The 17,678-nt window shown below is 43.6% G+C and carries 15 protein-coding genes and 1 pseudogene; 1 reads left to right on the top strand and 15 read right to left on the bottom strand.

Annotation, left to right across the window (positions count from 1 at the left end):
- Positions 1-77: 77 nt before the first annotated feature.
- The 3 genes from PGU50_RS01330 to PGU50_RS01320 form a co-directional block, all read right to left on the bottom strand.
- Positions 78-980, bottom strand: a complete 903-nt coding sequence (locus tag PGU50_RS01330; protein WP_173826086.1) for an ABC transporter permease — start codon at positions 978-980, stop codon at positions 78-80.
- On the bottom strand, positions 980-1,891 hold the full coding sequence (locus tag PGU50_RS01325) for an ABC transporter ATP-binding protein (protein ID WP_270246001.1): 912 nt from the start codon (positions 1,889-1,891) through the stop codon (positions 980-982). The genes PGU50_RS01330 and PGU50_RS01325 overlap by 1 nt, the downstream gene beginning before the upstream one ends.
- 635 nt (positions 1,892-2,526) lie before the next feature.
- On the bottom strand, positions 2,527-3,330 hold the full coding sequence (locus PGU50_RS01320; RefSeq protein ID WP_270246052.1) for a helix-turn-helix transcriptional regulator: 804 nt from the start codon (positions 3,328-3,330) through the stop codon (positions 2,527-2,529).
- Here PGU50_RS01320 and PGU50_RS01315 point away from each other — a divergent pair.
- A pseudogene (locus tag PGU50_RS01315) lies at positions 3,309-3,638 on the top strand (helix-turn-helix domain-containing protein); the annotation flags it as partial. The gene PGU50_RS01320 and the pseudogene PGU50_RS01315 overlap by 22 nt on opposite strands.
- Before the next feature lie 244 nt (positions 3,639-3,882).
- On the opposite strand, the gene PGU50_RS01310 reads toward PGU50_RS01315, so the two are convergent.
- The 12 genes from PGU50_RS01310 to PGU50_RS01255 all read right to left on the bottom strand — a co-directional run bounded on the left by PGU50_RS01310 (position 3,883) and on the right by PGU50_RS01255 (position 17,573).
- A complete protein-coding gene (locus PGU50_RS01310; protein ID WP_270246000.1) occupies positions 3,883-4,533 on the bottom strand; it encodes a thiamine diphosphokinase in 651 nt (216 codons plus the stop codon).
- Entirely contained in the window at positions 4,526-5,188 is a 663-nt protein-coding gene (rpe, locus tag PGU50_RS01305) for a ribulose-phosphate 3-epimerase (RefSeq protein ID WP_173826088.1), read from the bottom strand. Before rpe ends, PGU50_RS01310 begins: the two co-directional genes overlap by 8 nt.
- A gap of 1 nt (position 5,189) precedes the next feature.
- Complete coding sequence (gene rsgA / locus PGU50_RS01300; protein WP_008372146.1) at positions 5,190-6,077, bottom strand: ribosome small subunit-dependent GTPase A; 888 nt, start codon at positions 6,075-6,077, stop codon at positions 5,190-5,192.
- Between the two features lie 12 nt (positions 6,078-6,089).
- Positions 6,090-8,192, bottom strand: a complete 2,103-nt coding sequence (pknB, locus tag PGU50_RS01295) for a Stk1 family PASTA domain-containing Ser/Thr kinase (RefSeq protein ID WP_270245999.1) — start codon at positions 8,190-8,192, stop codon at positions 6,090-6,092.
- Positions 8,186-8,929, bottom strand: a complete 744-nt coding sequence (locus PGU50_RS01290) for a Stp1/IreP family PP2C-type Ser/Thr phosphatase (RefSeq protein ID WP_117822698.1) — start codon at positions 8,927-8,929, stop codon at positions 8,186-8,188. The genes pknB and PGU50_RS01290 overlap by 7 nt, the downstream gene beginning before the upstream one ends.
- Before the next feature lie 3 nt (positions 8,930-8,932).
- On the bottom strand, positions 8,933-9,970 hold the full coding sequence (rlmN, locus tag PGU50_RS01285; RefSeq protein ID WP_270245998.1) for a 23S rRNA (adenine(2503)-C(2))-methyltransferase RlmN: 1,038 nt from the start codon (positions 9,968-9,970) through the stop codon (positions 8,933-8,935).
- Complete coding sequence (gene rsmB, locus PGU50_RS01280) at positions 9,970-11,274, bottom strand: 16S rRNA (cytosine(967)-C(5))-methyltransferase RsmB (protein WP_022220919.1); 1,305 nt, start codon at positions 11,272-11,274, stop codon at positions 9,970-9,972. The genes rlmN and rsmB overlap by 1 nt, the downstream gene beginning before the upstream one ends.
- The gene (locus tag PGU50_RS01275) at positions 11,261-11,971 is read right to left on the bottom strand and encodes a zinc metallopeptidase (RefSeq protein WP_008372155.1); all 711 of its coding nucleotides are present in this window, start codon (positions 11,969-11,971) and stop codon (positions 11,261-11,263) included. The genes rsmB and PGU50_RS01275 overlap by 14 nt, the downstream gene beginning before the upstream one ends.
- A 381-nt stretch (positions 11,972-12,352) precedes the next feature.
- Positions 12,353-13,291 (bottom strand): methionyl-tRNA formyltransferase, encoded by a 939-nt coding sequence (gene fmt / locus PGU50_RS01270; RefSeq protein ID WP_270245997.1) that lies wholly within the window; start codon positions 13,289-13,291, stop codon positions 12,353-12,355.
- 23 nt (positions 13,292-13,314) lie between these two features.
- Entirely contained in the window at positions 13,315-13,785 is a 471-nt protein-coding gene (def, locus tag PGU50_RS01265) for a peptide deformylase (protein WP_008370813.1), read from the bottom strand.
- A 24-nt stretch (positions 13,786-13,809) separates the two neighbouring features.
- The gene (gene priA / locus PGU50_RS01260; RefSeq protein ID WP_270245996.1) at positions 13,810-16,038 is read right to left on the bottom strand and encodes a replication restart helicase PriA; all 2,229 of its coding nucleotides are present in this window, start codon (positions 16,036-16,038) and stop codon (positions 13,810-13,812) included.
- Positions 16,017-17,573, bottom strand: coding sequence for a UDP-N-acetylmuramoyl-L-alanyl-D-glutamate--2,6-diaminopimelate ligase (locus PGU50_RS01255; protein WP_055246345.1), 1,557 nt, complete (start codon positions 17,571-17,573; stop codon positions 16,017-16,019). Before PGU50_RS01255 ends, priA begins: the two co-directional genes overlap by 22 nt.
- Positions 17,574-17,678: the final 105 nt, after the last annotated feature.

The following is a 17,678-nucleotide window of genomic DNA, read 5'->3' as shown; positions in this document are numbered from 1 at the left end:
TAAATTAGTGTTTTTTTTCCATATCAACGATTGGTGAAATGAAAAAGGCTTTGTCTATCTGCTGAAAATAATATTTTCTATCGTCCGCCTTCACCATCTGGCAGCAATGTAACAAAATAATAAATAATTCCGAATACAGCTATACTTCCCATCATAATACCGATCATCTGATTTACACCTACCACATTTCCATGAAATACCGGATTGCAATCAAGAGTGGCTCTTATCGCTTCAACCATTTCATCCGGATAATGTTTTCTCTCCATCTCCATGAATACTCCGTGAAGCATATGATTCTTAATCAATGAAGTGGCATATGTACTCGGGAGATAAGACAGTGCCTTCTGAAGACCTGATCCAAAATTTGAAATCGGCATATAAGCACCACATATAAAACCATATCCTGCGCTGACAATTGTACCTACAGCCGAAAGCTGTCCCTGTGTTGTCAACGGAAAGCTAATGATACTTGAAAGCGTACTTCCAAACAGGACGAGCAATATCATATCAAATAAAACCCATAATACATCTACTGCATTCAGATACCATCCCATTTTAAGCAGATATCCCAGACATAATACAAACGCAAGTGCATTGACCATCAATGAATTAGCTACTGTTGACAGAAAATATCCCAAATATATTTTTCCCTTGCTGACAGGCGAAACATTAAAATCCTTCCATGTTCCATTTGCCTTGTCCTGCACCATAGTCAGATTCACACAAAATGTTACAGTGATACAGCTCACTGCCATAAGTGATGCTGTCAGTTGTGCTGCCACGGTTCCATTAATGAGCTTATCCGAAATCGTGATCATATCCGGAATCGCTGCTGTAAAAGAATCTCTGAAAACTTTTGCAAGAAACGTAGCATACAGAACAATCAGAATGACGGGGGTGATCATTGATGTAAACAACATACCTTTATCTTTAAAAAACAGTTTCCTGTTCCTGTTCATTAATGCCAATACTGTTCTCATCAATGCTCACCTCCTAGCTTTTTCCCTGTGACTGCAAGAAATACATCATCCATTCCGCCTTTTACTACTTCATAATCCCTGAATAGGTCCTGATGTTCTACAATAAGCTCCGTAGCTTCCTTCGTATTTCTTACTTTTATCTGATATCCGTCACGTATTTTTTTATATTCTCTGTTCAATGACTTTATTTCATCTTCGGAAACACCATAAACAGATACTATATCCTGTACATAATCATTTTTAAGTTCAAACGGTGTACCTTCCGCTGCGATACTTCCTTTGTCGAGAATCACAACATACCCGGCATTAGCAGCCTCTTCCATATAATGGGTGGTTAGAAATACTGTCATATTTTCATTTTTCTGAAGCTTCTCGATAACATTCCAGATTAATTGCCTTGTCTGTGGATCAAGCCCTGTTGTAGGCTCGTCAAGAATCAAAATTTCCGGTCTGTGCAATAATGCACGGGCAATATCAATCCTCCTTCTCTGACCTCCCGACAGCTTACCTACAGGTCTGTTTAAAAACTCGTCAAAATTCAAAATCTCGACCAGCTCCTGTAATCTCTTATCAAAGGCATTTCCTGTAATGCCGTACAAAGCAGCTCTGCTCATTAGGTTCTCTTTCACCGTAAGTGGTTTATCAAGTACGCTATCCTGAAATACAACACCAAGCATCCTTTTTATCTGTGCGCCGGCTTTGTCAGTTTCTATTCCGTTTACCTGAACCGTTCCACTGTCTTTTTTCAGCAGTCCACAAAGAATAGAAATGGTTGTACTTTTCCCTGCACCGTTTACTCCTAGAAATGCAAACAATTCTCCTTTTTTCACACGAAAGCTCAAATCATTTACCGCTTTTACTTCGCCAAAGCTTTTATTCAAGTGGCTGATTTTAATGATATCTGATTCCATATCTTCTCCTTATATTTTCATTTTTCCTTAAATGCTGCAGCATATGTTGGATTTATCTTTTTTGTTAAAATCCATATATTAAAAAGTAATATGAATGCAAAAATTGTCCATGCCCCTTGGCAGTTACCATTCGGTTACTTATATTGTAGTAACCAATTGGTAACTTGTCAATCTTTTTCTAATCTTCTATCACTTCTATCGGATGAGCATCCGAAACATAAATCATCGGATCATATGAATAAAAAATATAATTTTTTCGCTTGCCATTTTCGTTCTTCACTTGTTTTGTTATAAGCCATTATCTTTCCTCCGATCTGATTTTTGGTATAGAAATCAAATCGGAGCATGGCGGTGACCGGATATGTAGTATCCCACAATTCTCAAAAAATGTCGAAAAAAAGTGTTGCAACCAGTATGATGATTACAACACTTTGTTCATTCTTATTGTTTAATTCTTTTTGTTGAACCCATTGATGCAAATACCACTTCTCCTATTGCTCATGTCTCCCCTCAAAACATTACATTTAGAAGCATATGACATAATAATTAACCACTACCCCATATTATAAATACCACCCAGAGATACTTATTTCAGACTGATAATCAGATTTTTATTGAATTTATTAATCTATATGTTATGACAACATATCTTTCAGACATGTACTCCGGTAGTCACTCGGTGATATTTTATATCTTTCTTTAAATACTCGGTTAAATGTTCTCTGACTTTCAAATCCACTATCCAGACAAATGTTTGTAATAGAATCACTCGTATTTTCCAAACGCTGGCATGCATAGTTCAGCCTTACATCGTTAAGATATTGATTAAAGTTTCTATGGAATGTTTTGGAAAAGAGTCTGGATAAAACATATTTGCTCACCCCCAGATCTTTTGCCATCTCTTCCAGCGAAAATTTCTTCTTAAAATTTGCTGATATATAGGAAACTGTCTGGTAAATAAGATCGTTGCTCCCCACATTACTCTTTTCTACCAAATTTAATTTTCCTATGCAGCGTGCCAACACAATTTGAAGATATGCCTGTGCAACAGTAATATCCGACTGTTCTGTCTCTAAAATTGCATTTATAACCCTATATACCTCCGGTTCAACCTTTTCCGCTTTGATGATTGGGTATTCAGGAGCCATGGATTGCATGATATCTGCAAATTTGGCTATCGTAAATGGCGATGCAATCAGATAAGTCGCTTTATTTACACCGGGTGTCAGTACCTGATAGTGATGAATAACATCTAGAAATACAAAGCCTATATCTCCTTTTTCCATATGGTATAGTTCCTGTCCGACACCAAGTTCTAATGCTCCACTTGTTACACAAACGATCTCCAGTGCATTATGAAGATGTGGTTCAATATGTTTTGACTTCCTATTTATTGCTATGATCTCCTCTTTTGTGTCAACATATCTCGAAAAATGAATACCTGGATCACGAGATGGATAACGCAGTTACCTTTTTCAGTGAAAATTATAACCAGAATATTAGCATAGATGATTATGCTGCCTCACGTGGAATGAGTGTCAGCTGGTTTATCCGAAACTTCAAAAAATACACAGGTTCTACACCAATGCAGTTTATTGTGGGAATCCGAATTAACAATGCCCAGATGTTACTTGAAACAACAACCTATTCCATCAATGAAATTTCTAAAATCGTCGGGTATGATAATCAGCTTTATTTCAGCCGGCTTTTCCACAAGCTGAAAGGATATTCTCCAAGAGAGTACTGAAAGATAAGAAACAAGTTCTAAAATCCACAATATCATAAATCCAGTTTCCCCTCCAAAAGAGGATGCACTCCCTGCAGCATGTTGCCGGATTGTGTCCAACCCTTTTTCAGATTCGTGATTTTTTTCAAAATCCGGCTTTATAATCAAAAAAGTACTCATCTCAGACACCTGGTACCTTTTACGCAAAAAAACCAGATATCATTTTCGAGTGATATCTGGCTTTTCTCTTCTTATACATCTCTTATCAGTCTTTCGTTTCCATAATAACAATCCGACCATTTACAAAACTGATCTTCACTTCATCATCCACAAACTGGTTGCTCACCGTCAGACTGTCGCACGGCATCAGATCATGATGATTGAGCGGCCATTTCGTACCCTCCAAACTGAAATCATAAACCTCGCCTTCCAAAGAAAATACAGAAAGATATGGGCCGTATGCTTCTGACTTTTTCAGCACACAGGATTTATTCGTTACCCAGATTTTATTTTTCTCATCCAGAATGCAGGCATTTACTCCGGCATCACATGCCACACTAAGTGTCTGGACATTCGCCCACAAATGATCGATTCTTCCACCGGTTGCCCCAAGAAGGATCATCTCTTTGCTTCCCAGTGTAATTCCCAGCCGAAGAGCAATCTCTGTATCCGTCGCATCCTTAACCGGATTATATTCCCGGATCGGAATATTCGTCTCCTTGCGATAGTAATCAATCACCTTTGGATCAATACTGTCAAAATCCCCAACAATATACTGAGGCTCAATCTTATGGTTATACAGATACTCAAGCCCCTTATCTACTGCGATAATATAAGCCTCCGGATTTGCTTCAAGAACCTTCTCTGCAAATCCCTCGTCAAGCATTCCCCCACTGATAATGACTGTCTTACTCATAATTCTTTAAAATCTCCATCAATTCTCTTGTGTTTTCTCCTGCATTCCCTTTGAATACAGCTGATCCCGCAACAATCACATTTGCTCCCGCATCCAGTGCTTCTTTCACATTGAATGCATAAATTCCTCCGTCAACCTGGATATCAGTCTCAAGTCCACGTTCATTCAGCATTGCCCTAAGTGTTCTGACCTTATCCAGCGTCTCAGAAATCAGCTTTTGTCCGCCAAATCCCGGATGGACTGTCATCACAAGGAACATATCCACTTCACCAAGGAATTCCTTCAGGACCTCCACCGGTGTATCCGGTGAAATTGCCAGTCCTGTCTTCATGCCACACGCTTTGATCTTGTCCAGAGTCGCACGTATATCCTTACATGCTTCATAATGTACAGTAAGAATATCCGCTCCTGCCTCTGCAAATGCTTCCACATAACGGATTGGTTCCGTGATCATCAGATGCGTATCTATCACCTGCTTTACCGCCGGTTTGATTGATGCAAGTACAGGCATTCCAAAAGAAATACTCGGTACGAACACGCCATCCATCACATCAAAATGTAAATATACCGCTCCATTTTCCTCTGTCTGGCGGATACCTTCTTCCAGATTACAAAAATCTGCCGATAAAATAGATGGTGATAATTTATATTCCATTTTAGTACCTCCTTTTTTCCTTCTGTTCTAGTTCCCGATACATCTCACAATAATCTTCATACCGCACCGGATGCACTTTTCCCTCTTCCAGAGCCTCTTTTACCAGACACCCCGGTTCACTGATGTGATTACACCCCTGAAACCTGCAGCCTCCCTGATACTGATCAAACTCCGGAAAATAATATTTCAATTCTTCCTTGCCAAAATCATTGGTATACAGTGACGAAAATCCCGGTGTATCCATGATATAGGAATCCTCGTCGATCGGGATCAGTTCTGAATGGCGGGTAGTATGTTTTCCCCGCTCGATCTTTCTGCTGATACTTCCGGTCTCCATATTGACATTTTCCTGAAGACAGTTGATCAGAGAGGATTTTCCAACTCCTGAAGGTCCGGCAACAGTTGTTGTCTTTCCTTTTAGTGCCTCTTTAATCTCCAGAATATTTTCTCCTTCTCTGGCACTTGCAAAGATCACACGGTACCCACAAGCCTCATAAGTCTTCTCCAGAGACTCGATTTCCGGCTCATCTGCAATATCCTTCTTGTTGAAACAGATAATAACCGGAATCTCCTGCCGCTCCATCATAACCAGAAACCTGTCCAGCAGATTAAAATGCGGATCCGGCTTCTTCACTGCAAATACAACCAGTGCCTGATCAATATTTGCCACTGCCGGTCTGATCAGTTCATTCTTCCTGGGAAGGATCCGGATGATATTACCGGTCTTCTCTTCTGCATCTAAGATCTCATATTCTACCAGATCTCCGACCAGTGGTTTAATCTTCTCCTTACGGAAAATTCCTTTTGCTTTACATTCATAAATGACAGATTCTACTACGTCATAAACGTAGTAGAATCCTGCAATCCCTTTTATAATTCTTCCCTGCATAAAACAGTCCTTTTAATTTCCTGTATTGTTGCCGTTATTTGAGTTGTTACCGGAATTATTGCTGCCCGAATTGTTACTGTCGGATCCACTGCTTGCCTGTGAGCCATTGCTTACATACAGTGTGATCGCAGTTCCTACATCTACCGATGTACCTTCTCCCGGATCAACTTTTACAACTTTTCCAGATGGTTCTGCACTGTCAATATCAACTTCTGTATAAGTCAGATTTCTGGCATTCAGTGCTGAAATCGCATCTCCAAGTGTCTTTCCTGTCAGAGTTGGTACCTTCACCTGATCTGCAGGCTTTGGTCCTTTGCTGACAACATAACTTATACTTGTTCCTTCAGTCACCTTCGTTCCGGCATCTTTACTCTGACGAATAATCATACCTTCTGCATAATCATCTGAATATTCTTCACTGCTCGTTCCGCCATCGGACAGTCTGTTTGCGTTCAGTGTAGATACCGCATCATTTACATACATTCCCACAATTGGCGGAACTGATACCTTATCCGGCTGTTTTTCACCTTTACTGATATACAGTGTGATCTTAGAATCAGCAGATACCTCTGTTCCCTCTGCCGGATCAGTCCTTGTTGCTTTTCCGCTTTCAACATCACTGCTGTATTCACTGGTAACAGTGATGTTCTTGCTCGTAAAGCCCTGTTTGATCAGTGCTTTCTTGGCCGCATCTTCATCCATTCCCTCTACACTCTGGATCGTGATCTTTTCCGGTCCTGAACTTATTACAACCTTGATCACCGTATTTTTCTTGACTTTCTTTCCTGCTTTTGTCTTCTGCTCAACAATCGTACCTGCTGCCTTATCTGATGCTTTCTCGGATTCTACTTCCAGCTTCAGCTGCTTCTTTTCGCACATCGTCTCTGCAACATTCTGCGGCTGTCCGACCAGATTTGGCACTTCAATCTCATTGGAAAATGAGATCTGACTGTCTGAACGCTTACCAAACACGCCTGCTGCTTTGCCGATCAGGAAAATCAGTGCAAATGCAACGATCACTGCAACTGCAACCATGAGGATCTTCATCATCTTGTTCATCTTCGGATCTACGCCATTTTTACTGTTACCGCGTCTGCCCCCGTTATAATTATCCTCTTCGTCATCCTCATCATAGTCATCATTTTCGTCATATTCTTCATCGTCATAGCCATCATCATACTCTTCGTCATCATAACCATCGCCCTGACGCTTTTTCATACGTGCCATCCGCTCCGGCGAGATCATCACCGTATCTCCCATACTCCGGATCGGAACCATATCTACAAATTCGCCACTCGGATCGACCAACGCCCTCTTCAGATCCTGGATCAGTTCTCCGGCACTCTGGTAACGTCTTTCCGCGCTCTTCTGTGTACACTTGAGAATAATCTTCTCCAGCGCCGGATATAAATCCGGTGTATACTCAGAAGGCGGGGTAATATTCTCCTGTAAATGCTTCATTGCAACCGAAACAGTAGAATCGCCATCGAAAGGAACCCTTCCGGTCACCATCTCATACATGGTGATACCTGCAGAATAGATATCACTCTTCTCATCACAATAGCCACCCCGTGCCTGCTCCGGAGATACATAGTGTACCGATCCCATTGCACTGGTGCTGACTGTCTGCGATGTTGTCGCCTTTGCAATACCAAAATCCGTAACCTTTACCTTTCCTTCTTTGGAAATGATAATATTCTGCGGTTTGATATCTCTGTGTATGATGTGATGATTGTGAGCTGCCTCAATACCGGTACACATCTGAATTGCAATACTGATCGCTTCCTTGGAAGAAAGCTTTCCTTTTTTATGCACATATTCTTTCAGAGTGATTCCTTCTACCAGCTCCATGACCATATAATAGAGTCCTCGATCCTCCCCTACATCATATACATTGACAATATTCGGGTTCAGAAGCCCTGCTGCTGCCTGTGCTTCTGACCGGAATTTCTTTACAAAGTTTTCATCTTCCCTGTATTCTTTTTTCAGGACTTTCACTGCGACATATCTGTTCAGCATACAGTCCTTCGCCTTATATACATCCGCCATTCCACCGGCTCCGATCTTGCTCAGAACCTGATAACGGCCACTTAAATAAATCCCGTCTTTTACCATATACTCACCTCATCAGAAAACGGTTCTGCAAGAACAACACTGATATTGTCATTGCCCCCGTTCTCATTCGCCCGGTCAATCAGATTCTGACCAGCTTCTACGATATCTCTTGCCCCTTTAACTATCGCAAAAATTTCTTCATCCTCTATCATATTACTGAGTCCATCGGAACACATCAGGATGATATCTCCCTTTTTGAGGCTGAATTCATAAAAATCCGCCTCTACATCCTCTTTTACTCCAATTGCTCTGGTAATGATATTCTTATCTGGATGATGTCTTGCCTCTTCCTCATTGATTCCTCCCAGACGAACCATCTCTTCTACCAGGGAATGGTCTCTGGAAAGCTGCCTGATATCCTTATTCAAAAGATACAGACGGCTGTCACCTACATTTATAAAATAAAGTGTATGATCGATCACAGTTGCCGCAACCAGAGTGGTTCCCATCCCCTCCAGATTAATGTCTTCATCTGCTTTCTCGATCAGCTTGTGGTTCGCTGTCTGAGCCGCATCTTTTAAAATCTCTTCCGGTCCATCCTTTAATGTATGCTTCAGTTCTTCTTTCAGAACTTCCACCGTATATTTTGACGCAAAATCGCCTGCCTTGTGTCCACCCATTCCATCGGCTACTACCAGAAGATTCGGCAGCGTACCTAATGACTCATCTGTGGCAAACACGTAATCCTGGTTCATTTCACGTTTTCTTCCAACATCTGTCATAGAAAATATTTTCATATTTTATACTCCTTGCATCGTCTTGCGCCGTAACTGTCCACAGGCTCCGTCTATATCTGAGCCCATTTCTCTTCTTATAGTAACATTTATCCCGTTTTTTTCAAGTTTATTTTTGAAATTCTCGGCACTTTTTTTGTCCGGTTTTTCGTAGTTTCTCTCCTTGATCGGGTTCACCGGAATCAGGTTTAAATGGCAGTTTCTGTCTTTTAAGATTCCCATCAGCTCTTTTGCATCCTCCGGTGTATCGTTTACGCCGTGAACCAGGCTGTACTCAAAAGTGATCCTTCGTCCGGTCTTTTCAAAGTAATAATCACACGCTTCCAGGACCTCATGAAGCTCGTATTTATTTGCCACCGGCATCAGCGATCTCCTCTTTTCCTGGTTGGAACCGTGCAGGGAAAGTGCCAGCGTGATCTGCAGCTTTTCTTCTGCAAGTTTCCGGATGTTCGGTACAATCCCACAGGTAGACGCCGTGATATTTCTCTGGCTGATATTGAGTCCGTGTTCGTCACTGACCATGTGAATGAATTTCAGAAAATTGTCATAATTATCCAGCGGTTCTCCGGTTCCCATGATCACAATATTAGAAACTCTCTCGCCAGTTATCTTCTGGATCTGGTAAACCTGTCTTAACATCTCTGACGGTGTCAGGTTTCGTTCCAGCCCGTCCAGTGTTGATGCACAGAAACGGCATCCCATCCGGCAGCCAACCTGCGAGGATATGCATACCGAATTGCCATGTTTATATTTCATCAGAACACTTTCTACCATATTCCCGTCTTTCAGACAAAACAGGAATTTATTGGTCCCGTCAATCTTTGAAATCTGTCTTTTTTCCATTTCGACTCTTCGTATTTCGTATGCTGCTTCCAGTTTCTGGCGTAAAGTTTTTGGAAGATTGGTCATTTCTTCAAAATCATCCACCAGCTTTTCATGGATCCAGGAATAAATCTGTCGACTGCGGAATCCTTTTTCTCCAATCGCCAGCATTTCTTCCTGTAACTCTTCAAATGAATACGAAGCGATATCTTTTTTTTCCATTATCTGCCCCTCCGGATAAATTTAGCAATATAGAAACCATCGGTTATATCAGACGGGAAAATCTGTTTCTCCCATTCCAGGTCAAATTCCGGATGTTTTTCGGCAAACCATCCGGCGTTTTCCTCGTTCTCTGTCCTGCTGATCGTACAGGTGCTGTACATCAGTGTTCCCTCCGGCTTCACATATCGGCAAACCGCATCCAGGATCTCTCTCTGAAGTGCTGCAACTTCAGTCTCCGTCTCCGGGTTCATCTTATACTTCAGATCGGTCTTCTTCGCAAGAACACCAAGGCCGGAACACGGAAGATCCGCGATCAGCACATCTGCTTTTTCCTCAGAGTCCGCATCGAAGCAGGTTGCATCCTGCTGCACTGCACGGATATTTTCAAATCCCATCCGTGAAATATTTTCCCGAATCAGCTCTACCTTCATCTCTGTCAGATCCCTTGCCTCTACCATACCTGTCCCATTCAGGATCTGTGCCGCATGGAGCGCTTTTCCTCCCGGTGCCGCGCACACATCCAGTATGTAATCTCCTTCTTTGATTCCTGCCTGTTCCGCTACCATGATCGAAGCTGCATCCTGTACCTGGAATTTTCCTTCCCGGAACGCCGGGATTGCTGCCAGATAATCATAGCCTGAGATCAGAAGCGCAGACGCAAGAAGCGGATGTTCTTTTACCTGAATGCCTTCTCCTGTCAGCTCTCTGATCAGCTCTTCTTTGGTGGTTGCATTTCCATTGATCCGGATTGTTGTTGCACGCTCTTTATAAAAACCTTCCAGGATGTATTTCGTCTTCTCTTCTCCATAATCTCTCACCCACATACGGATGATCCATTGTGGCATGGAATACTTTATTGAGAGAAATTCTTCTGTATTCTCCGGATACGCAATCTTATCAATGTTTCGCGCGATATTTCTAAGTACCCCATTTACAAATCCCCGCAGGTTCTTAAAGCCTTTCCTGATAGCAAGGTTGACTGCTTCATTGCATGCTGCCGAATCCGGAACCTGATCCATGTATTTGATCTGATAGACCGCACAGCGCAGGATATTGCGGATCACCGGTTTCATTTTTTCTGTCTTTACTTTTGAAAACTGGTTGATAATATAGTCCAGTTCTATCCTCCGCTCTGTTGTCCCTTCTGCAAGCCTGGTCAGAAATGCACGGTCCTGCTTGGACAGATACTGATATTTTTCCAGCACCTGTCTGAGCACGATATGACTTTTCTCTCCACGCTCGATTTCCAGCAGGATCATCAGTGCAAGTTCTCTTGTACCTACTCCCTGGTTATTCGTCGTCATTTCTTCTTCCTCCTGTCAGGATCAGTATTCTTAAAAGCTGCAGAAGTGCAGATGCTGCACTCGCCACATAGGTAAGCGCTGCCGCTGTAAGAACACTTCTTGCCTCACGTACTTCTGATTCATATAGCATGCCTGAATTTTTCAGGATTTTAAGTGCTCTTCCCGATGCATTAAACTCTACCGGAAGCGTGATGATCTGGAACAGCACTGCCAATGAAAACATCAGGATCCCAAGATTGATAAACAATGTAGACATTTCTCCTCTGATAAATAATCCCATTATGATCAGCGGCCATGAAATCCCGGATCCAAAATTCGCCACCGGAACAAGTGCTCCGCGTATTGTCAGCGGTACATAATGCCTTGCATGCTGGATCGCGTGTCCACATTCATGTGCTGCAACTCCAAGTGCCGCAACCGATGTCGAACCGTAGGTGGAATCTGAAAGCCGCAGTACATGGTTCGCCGGATCGTAATGATCGGTCAGTTTTCCACTTACTCTCATCACCTGTACATCATAAATCCCTTCCATCCTGAGGATCTGCTCCGCAGCCATCGCGCCGGTGATCCCGGCGTGGTTGCGAACCTGATCGTACCTGGCGTAGGTAGAATTCACTTTGGCGGATGCAAGGGCGCAGATGATGACGCCGATGATGACAAGGAAATAAGTTGGATCAAAATAATATGGGTAATACATGTTTGCCTCCTTGTTGAATAAGAGTCCGCCCGGAAGCGAAAGATATTCGCATGCAGGCCCGCTCGCGCTTGCTTTGCATGCCTAAATAAACGTCCGGTGGACGTTTATTCGGCTAGTCCGGAAACGCAGCGGTACTAAGCGCGACCTTCGCTTGCGTTCGGTCTTGCTAAGTGCCGGCGTTTTCGATGACCTGCTTAGCGAATATCTTTCGCTTCCAGGCTACATTTTTCAATGGGTGTCGGCTGTTTGTCCTATCGTGCGGTGCACGATGGGACAAATGCGCAAAAGGGCGCGAAAAACGCTTTGCGTTTTTTTGCGCCAGATATGTTAGGTCGAAAAATATTTGTTAAATTTGCAAAGCTCAAATTCTAAAAGTAAACTCTAGCCTAATTTTTCTCCTGTTTCTATGTGGTATCCGCGTAGGAAGGCATCGGCTTCCATGCGTTTTTTGCCTGGGATCTGGAGGGACTTGATGGCTAGTCTGCCTTTGCCGGTCTGAACTTTGAAGCCGTGTTTTGTGACTTCTGTGATCGTTCCGGGCTCATGAGTATCTATGGTTTCTACAATATCCTCTACTTCTGCTTCCCAGATTTTCATCGTTTTTCCTTCCCACTGGGTGTAGGCACTTGGCCAGGGATTTAAGCCGCGGATCAGGCGTTCGATTTCTACTGCTGTTTTCGTCCAGTCGATCTCACCGGATTTTTTGTTGAGCATTTTTGCGTATTCGGTGGTGCTTTCGCCCTGTTTTTGTGGAGTAATGGTTCCTTTTTCCAGTTCTGCAAGGGTATGGACGCAGAGTGCGGCTCCTTTTGCGGAAAGTTTATCGAAAAGGCTTCCTCCTGTTTCTTTTTTATCTAATGTGATTTCTACTTTCTCCAGCATATCACCCGTGTCAAGTCCTTCATCCATCTGCATCGTTGTGACACCGGATACTTTTTCTCCATTGATGACCGCCCATTGGATCGGTGCAGCACCGCGGTATTTCGGCAGAAGGGATGCATGAACATTGATACATCCGTACGGTGTCATTTCCAGAATCTCTTTTGGAAGGATCTGTCCAAATGCCACGACTACGCAGACATCTGCCTGATATTTTTTCAATTCTTCGATACATTCCGGTTCCCGGATCTTCTTTGGCTGATAGACCGGAATATTATGTGCAAGTGCACATTCTTTTACCGGAGTGAACTGCATTTCTTTGCCTCTGCCCTTTGGCTTGTCCGGCTGTGTGACAGCGAGCACTACTTCATGTCCTGCTTCTACCAGTGCTTCCAGTGTTCCGACTGAGAAATCAGGAGTTCCCATAAATATTATCTTCATCTTATCTTCCTCCCGCTTCCAGCCTAGGCTTCTTCGTATTCTGTGCTGTGAAGTTCGCCTTCTACTTTTTCTACATAAAGATGACCGTCCAGATGCTCCAGTTCGTGACAGATTGCTCTTGCCATCAGTCCTTCGCCTTCGATCTCGTATTCTTTCATATCTTCATCAAGTGCTACTGCTTTTACATAATTCGGACGGGTAACAATACCGGATTTACCTGGTACACTAAGGCATCCTTCTTCCCCGGTCTGTTCTCCGCTGCTCTCTACGATGCGTGGGTTGATCATGACAACCGGACCTTCTCCGATATCGATGACAACGATTCTTTTGAGAATTCCAACCTGTGGTGCAGCAAGACCTACCCCCATTGCCTCGTACATGGTCTCTAACATATCATCGATCAGTTCTGTTGTTCTTGGTGTCATCTTTGTTACTTCCTTACACACCTTTGTCAGTACTTCATCGCCTATTTCTCTGATTTTTCTAATTGCCATTTGTTCTTCCTCCTGCCTTTTCTTTTAAAATCCACTCATCGGATCAAAATCAAACTGAATCCGCATCTTTGCAAATCCCCGGTTCAATTCAATATATTGTTCCATTTTATCTTTCATTTCAATCAGGATCTCATAGGATTCCTGCTTCAGATACAAAACTTTCCGGTACACATCCTTGACCTTTTCGACTGCCGGAGCTGCCGGACCGATCACCTGTACCTTGCGGTTCTTCGTGATCCGCATTGCATATAATTTGAGATAGTGCATTCCTTTTTCCAGAAGTGCTTCATCCTCACAGGCTACCAGTACCGCCATCAGATGCTCTGCCGGCGGATACCCCATCAGTTCCCTGTAATTCATCTCTTCTGTATAAAATGCCTGATAATCCTGACGTGCTGCCGTCTGGATACTATAATGCTCCGGGCTATAGGTCTGAATCACGACCTCTCCTTTTTTTTCCCCTCTTCCGGCCCTTCCCGCTGCCTGCGTCAGAAGCTCGAATGTCCTCTCTGCTGACCGGAAATCATCCGAGTATAAGGACATATCCGCGGCAAGCACGCCAACCAGGGTCACATTTGGAAAATCATGTCCTTTTACGATCATCTGCGTTCCGACAAGAATATCTGCCTCTTCATTTGCAAATGCAGATAGAATCTTTTCATGTCCTTCTTTGGATCTTGTAGTATCCAGATCCATCCGAAGTACCCTTGCCTGCGGAAATTCCTTTTTTACCAGTTCTTCAATCTGCTGTGTTCCTGCGCGGAAACCTCCGATATGAGGAGAGCCGCAAGACGGGCATTTTTTTGCAACCGGTTCTTCGTAACCACAGTAGTGGCACACCATTTTCCCATTATTGTGCGCTGCCAGTGAAACATCACAATGAGGACATTTTACTACATATCCGCAGGACCTGCAAGAAAGGAATCCGGCATACCCTCTTCGATTCAGAAACAAAATGATCTGTTCCTTCTTTTTCAGACGGTCTTCCATCAGCTCATGGAGCCTGTCACTTAAAATAGAACGGTTCCCTTTTTGCAGTTCTTCACGCATATCCACCGTGTAGACCTCCGGGAGTTCTGCTTTTGCAGTCCGCCTCTTTAATTCCAGCAACGTATACTCTCCCAGCTCGCACCGGTAAAATGCTTCCATGGAAGGGGTTGCCGATCCCAGTACCACACTTGCCCCTTCCAGGCTTGCGCGTTCGATTGCCGTCTCCCGCGCATGATACCGGGGAACCTGTTCACTTTTATAAGCTGCCTCATGTTCCTCATCGATCACGATCAGCCCAAGACTCGGAAACGGGGTAAAAAGCGCAGATCTTGGACCGATCATCACATCAATCTCTCCTTTTTTCGCCCGCATCATCTGGTCATACCGCTCTCCCGCTGAAAGTCTGGAATTCATGATGGAAACGCGTTCCCCAAATGTCCTGTAAAAGCGCATCACCGTCTGGTAAGTCAATGCGATCTCCGGGATCAGCACGATTGCCTGCCGCTTTTCCTTTACCACCTGCCGGATCATTTCCATATAGACCTCTGTCTTGCCGCTTCCAGTCACACCGTATAAAAGATAGGTCTTTCGGATCCCTTTTTTATAATCGTTTTCAAACGTCCGGATTGCTCTTTCCTGCTCCTCCGTGTAGGTAATAAAATGCCGCTGCTGCTCTTTTTCTTTCACAGGATTACGGTAAATCTTATGATTTTTGATTTCCAGAACCCCCTGCTCTTCAAGAGCTCTCACCACCGTCAGCGTGATATTCAGCTTCTGGCTGATCAGAGAATATTCTACCTCTTCATCATCCAAAAGTGCTTCCATCAGTCTTGCCCGCGCTTTCTGGTTCTTGTGAAGATATTCTTCCAGCTTCTTTTCGCCTGCTTCTCTGGAAATACATCTTTTTAAAATCCGCTGTTCCTTCTGCTGCTCGGTACGCTTGATCGGAAGCACCGTTTTCAATGCCTGGATCATTGTACCTCCATAATATTCTTTCATCCACGCTGCAAGTGCAACCAGCCTTGCCTCAATCGCTACACTTGATGTATCTGTGCGCAGAATATCCTTTATTTTTTCCGCATCATAATCACATGTTTCCGAAAAACCGACAATATACCCCTTCGTTTCCCGGTTCCCCCGTCCAAACGGCACAATGACGCCTGCACCGGTTCGTAAATCTCCTTCCAGTTCTTCCGGTACACGGTACTGAAATACTTTATCCAGTTTTTCATGTGTAATATCTATAATAATGTCTGCGTACATTCTGTCTGTTCCTTTTTTTGTCTCTTTTGTGCAGCAAGCCTGACGGCTTTTCGCACCAGTTCCCGGTCATCCATCGGATACCTGACTCCCTGGATCTCCTGGTAATTTTCATGTCCCTTTCCCGCAATCAGTAGGATATCCCCTTGTCTTGCCATTTCCACCGCAAAGAGTACTGCCTCTTCCCGATCCTGGATCATCCGATAGGCTCCGGAAGTTTCTTTGATGCCTTCTTCAACGTCTGCCATAATCTTCGCCGGCTCTTCCCATCTCGGATTATCTGAAGTGATGATCGTCAGATTCGCAAGCTCTCCTGCCACTCTTCCCATCCCGCTTCTTCTGCTTCCGGCACGGTTGCCTCCACATCCAAACACCAGTAAAATACGTTCTGGTTCGTAAATTCTCAGCATTTTAAGCACTTTTGCAAGACTCATGGCATTATGCGCGTAATCAATGTAACACAGGATATTTTCTCCTGCATCTACCCGTTCCATCCTGCCTCTTACCACCAGATGCTTTAACACGTCTCCTGCTTCTTCTCTTTCAAATCCAAGACAGCTCACCGTCTGTAAAGCAGCCAGTGCATTGTACACATTAAATTTTCCAGGAAGGGCAAGCTCATATTTTCTATCATCTGCATAAAATACCGTTTTAAGTTCTCCACCTTCCATCAGAAAACTGATTTTTTCTGCCGTCAGTACATGACTGTTTCTAAATCCTCTTTCCTGCCCTTCTTCTTCCCGACAGGTAAATCCGTATTTCGTGCAACATTTTCTCTGGAACATATAGCTGCACTGTGCATCATCCAGATTCCCTATTCCAATCCTGCACTGTTCAAAAAGACATGATTTGTAATATCGGTATTCCCCAAGACTTGCATGCTCGCCTGGTCCGATGTGATCCTCCCCGAAATTAGTGAATACCGCAATTTCAAACCAGATTCCATCGATCCGATGCTGCTTTATTCCCTGTGAAGATACCTCCATCACCGCATAGTGGCAACCTGCTTCTACCATTTTAGCAAAATACGACTGAATGGTAAAGGCATCCGGAGTCGTATTTTGCGAAGTTACCACTTCATTTCCAAGATGGTGGCCGATCGTACCGATCAGTCCGCATTTTTGGCCAATACTTTCCAACATCTCCCAGATCATCACTGCCACCGTACTTTTCCCCTTTGTGCCGGTCACGCCAATCACTTTCAACTTATCAGCAGGACTTCCAAACCAGATCCTGCTGATCCCGGCAAGAGCTTCCCGTGTATCTTTTACCAGAACGACGGCAACATTTTCCGGAAACTTCAGCATCCTTCCCCCAGATACCAGTTTTTCTATCAGAATGCAGGATGCCCCAAGGTTGCAGGCTTCTTCTATATAATCATGTCCATCTGCCCGGCTTCCCTGAATGCAGACAAACAGACTGTCTTCTTCTGCCTTTTGGGAATTACAGGTAATCCCCCGGATTTCCATCTCTTCTTCTAATTCCGGCATTTGGATCACCGCATGCTGAATCCTTTTAAACAGAACCGAAAGCTTCATAAGGCTCCTCTTTTTGGACTCTTTGTTTTCAGAATATGCTGTTTCCCATCAAACGTCACACCGGATATGAAAATATATAAAATGGGTGGATTTCCTGCTTTCGTT

Origin of the sequence: Coprococcus sp. AM11-30B (assembly GCF_027674365.1) — a bacterium.
Lineage (GTDB): Bacteria > Bacillota > Clostridia > Lachnospirales > Lachnospiraceae > Allocoprococcus > Allocoprococcus comes.
Note: the sequence above shows the minus strand (reverse complement) of the source record. Positions and strands in the feature narration are given on the sequence as shown.